Origin of the sequence: Salinivibrio sp. MA427 (genome assembly GCF_001996115.1) — a bacterium.
In the GTDB taxonomy this organism is placed as follows: Bacteria; Pseudomonadota; Gammaproteobacteria; order Enterobacterales; family Vibrionaceae; genus Salinivibrio; species Salinivibrio costicola.
In genome coordinates this window covers 1-2,444 of sequence record NZ_MUFH01000332.1, presented here as the reverse complement: position 1 = coordinate 2,444, position 2,444 = coordinate 1, and the positions used below count along the sequence as shown (strand labels likewise).

Here is a 2,444-nt window from a genome sequence, read left to right as displayed (position 1 = left end):
CGATATACCCGCGCTTCTTGCCACCATTGACGACTGGATTTGGGGCCCACCGCTTTTATTGTTATTAACCGGTACCGGGCTCTTTTTTACCGTTCGCTTGGGCTTGCTCCAATTCCGCCGTTTGCCCTTTGCGCTCAAGCAAATATTTAAACCTTCTGATGCAAGCAGCCAAGGCGATGTCTCTGGTTTTGCCGCGCTATGTACCGCATTATCTGCCACCATTGGTACCGGTAATATTATCGGGGTTGCCACAGCAATTTCGTTAGGGGGCCCAGGCGCACTATTTTGGATGTGGTTAGCCGCTTTTTTAGGGATGGCGACCAAATACGCTGAGTGTTTACTGGCGGTGAAATACCGCGAAACCGATCATAAAGGTAATATGCTTGGCGGGCCGATGATGTACCTATCCAAAGGCGCCGGCAAGCCGATATTAGCCAAATTATTTGCCTTATTCGGCATCGGCGTGGCTTGTTTTGGTATTGGCACTTTCCCACAGGTGAACGCCATTAGTAGCGCCGCGACCCATTTGTTTAATATTCCCACCGTTGCCGTCGCCGCTATCCTTACGGTGCTAGTGGCGTTAGTGACTATCGGAGGCGTGAAATCTATTTCGGCCGTCGCCGCCAAAATCGTTCCTGTGATGGCCGTATTATACGTCGCTGCCTGCTTGTGGGTACTCGGCGCCAATATATCCCAATTACCCCATGCGGTTGGCCTGGTGTTTGAGTCCGCGTTTAACGGCATGGCAGCCACCGGCGGCTTTGCTGGGGCCGGTATGATGCTCGCCATTCAATCAGGGATTGCCCGTGGTGTGTTCTCTAACGAGTCTGGCTTAGGGAGTGCCCCCATTGCCGCGGCGGCCGCTAAAACCGACTCGTGCGTTGAGCAAGGGTTGGTATCAATGACAGGCACCTTTATCGATACCTTAGTGATTTGTACCATGACAGGGTTAACGTTAATTTTAACGCAATCATGGTCAGGCGAATTAGCGGGAGCAGCAATGACATCGCATGCCTTTGCCGTGGGCATGGAGAGCAGCGTTGGCCCTATGTTAGTGAATATCGGCCTACTCTTTTTCGCCTTCACGACGATTTTAGGCTGGCACTACTATGGCGAGCGCTGCGTCGCGTACTTGTTTGGCAAAAAAGCGATTTATATCTATAAACTATTCTTTATCGGCTTGATTGCATCTGGTGCCTTTATTCAACTGAATACGATCTGGATTCTTGCCGATATTGTTAATGGCTTAATGGCGGTCCCCAACCTCATAGGTTTGTTACTGCTACGTAAAGTCGTGATTGAAGAGACCCAAGCGTATTTTTCGTCACAAGACAGTGATCAGGCCAGCGAGATAGCGCAACCCTGTTCACAATCATCATGATCGCGTGACAGTTACTTTGTACAAAAAAGCCGGTTCATAGACTGAACCGGCTTGTTGTGCATATGTGGGGCGAGAGGGATTAAGCGTATTGACGCTCAGCTTCCTCAATCCCTAACTTACCAAGAATTGCTTGAGGATTGATAAAGTGATTCACCCGCACCTCGTGCTCTACCTTGTCACCCACCGCGACGAATTCATAGTTCAGTGATTGCGTGGCTTGCTTATCCCATACACCATCACCGAAATAGATTCGACGATCAAAATACACACCGTAATCTTGTTTGGCTCGAAATGCCGCCAACGCCATGACTTCACTCCGGCTCATGGCATCGGAGCAAGATGAAAATACAATGCCGTCGATATTAAAACCTGCCGCTTTTAACTTCATCCGTGCGGTTTCTTCCCACCCGCCGGTGGCAATGGCTAATTCAACCGAGGGCACATGGCGCATGTGTTCTACAAATTCCACCGCGCCGGGAATTGGCGCTAAGCCTTTCTCTGCAATCCTAACCGCCAACTTTTGCCTAAACACCCGTTTGATCTCTCTAAACAGCCTGATCTTGTCATGGTTGAGTCCATGGGTGTCGATTAACTCTTCGATGATCCCCGCATCGGTCACATTGGTGTAGCTTCCCCAATTATCTGGAACCGCTAAACCTGTGACTTCATCAATCGCCTGGCTGAAACACTCGTGGTCCATTTGGCAGCTGTCTACCAGCGTACCGTCCACGTCTAACATAAATAAGTTTTTCACGCACATTTCCTCAAATCCCGTTGTGTCCCACAAGTGACCGACTTGTGATTTGATCGGGCGCTTTGCCGTTCTTGATCTTCGTTTTTTATCAACACAACAGGCATTATAACATTATTTTTACATTCTGGACGACTATCGGGCGACATCATACGCCCCTATTCACTCAGCGCAACGCCACCGCGAGAAATAACCGGGCCCAACAAAATTTTTGAACAAGTTTAACGAATTTATACGCTGGTTTTACCGTGTCGTTTCTCTACACTCTAGCGTGTGCTGAATCACGCCAACCCATTTTAAGGAGAAATATAT

At 49.1% G+C, this 2,444-nt stretch carries 2 protein-coding genes; one reads left to right on the top strand and one right to left on the bottom strand.

The window, feature by feature from the left end:
* Positions 1 to 1,381: sodium:alanine symporter family protein (locus BZG79_RS14110; RefSeq protein ID WP_242414202.1), on the top strand; the 1,381-nt coding region annotated here is incomplete at its 5' end.
* 79 nt (positions 1,382 to 1,460) lie between these two features.
* On the opposite strand, the gene BZG79_RS14105 is transcribed toward BZG79_RS14110, so the two are convergent.
* A complete protein-coding gene (locus tag BZG79_RS14105; RefSeq protein WP_236719564.1) occupies positions 1,461 to 2,135 on the bottom strand; it encodes an HAD family hydrolase in 675 nt (224 codons plus the stop codon).
* Between the last annotated feature and the right edge of the window lie 309 nt (positions 2,136 to 2,444).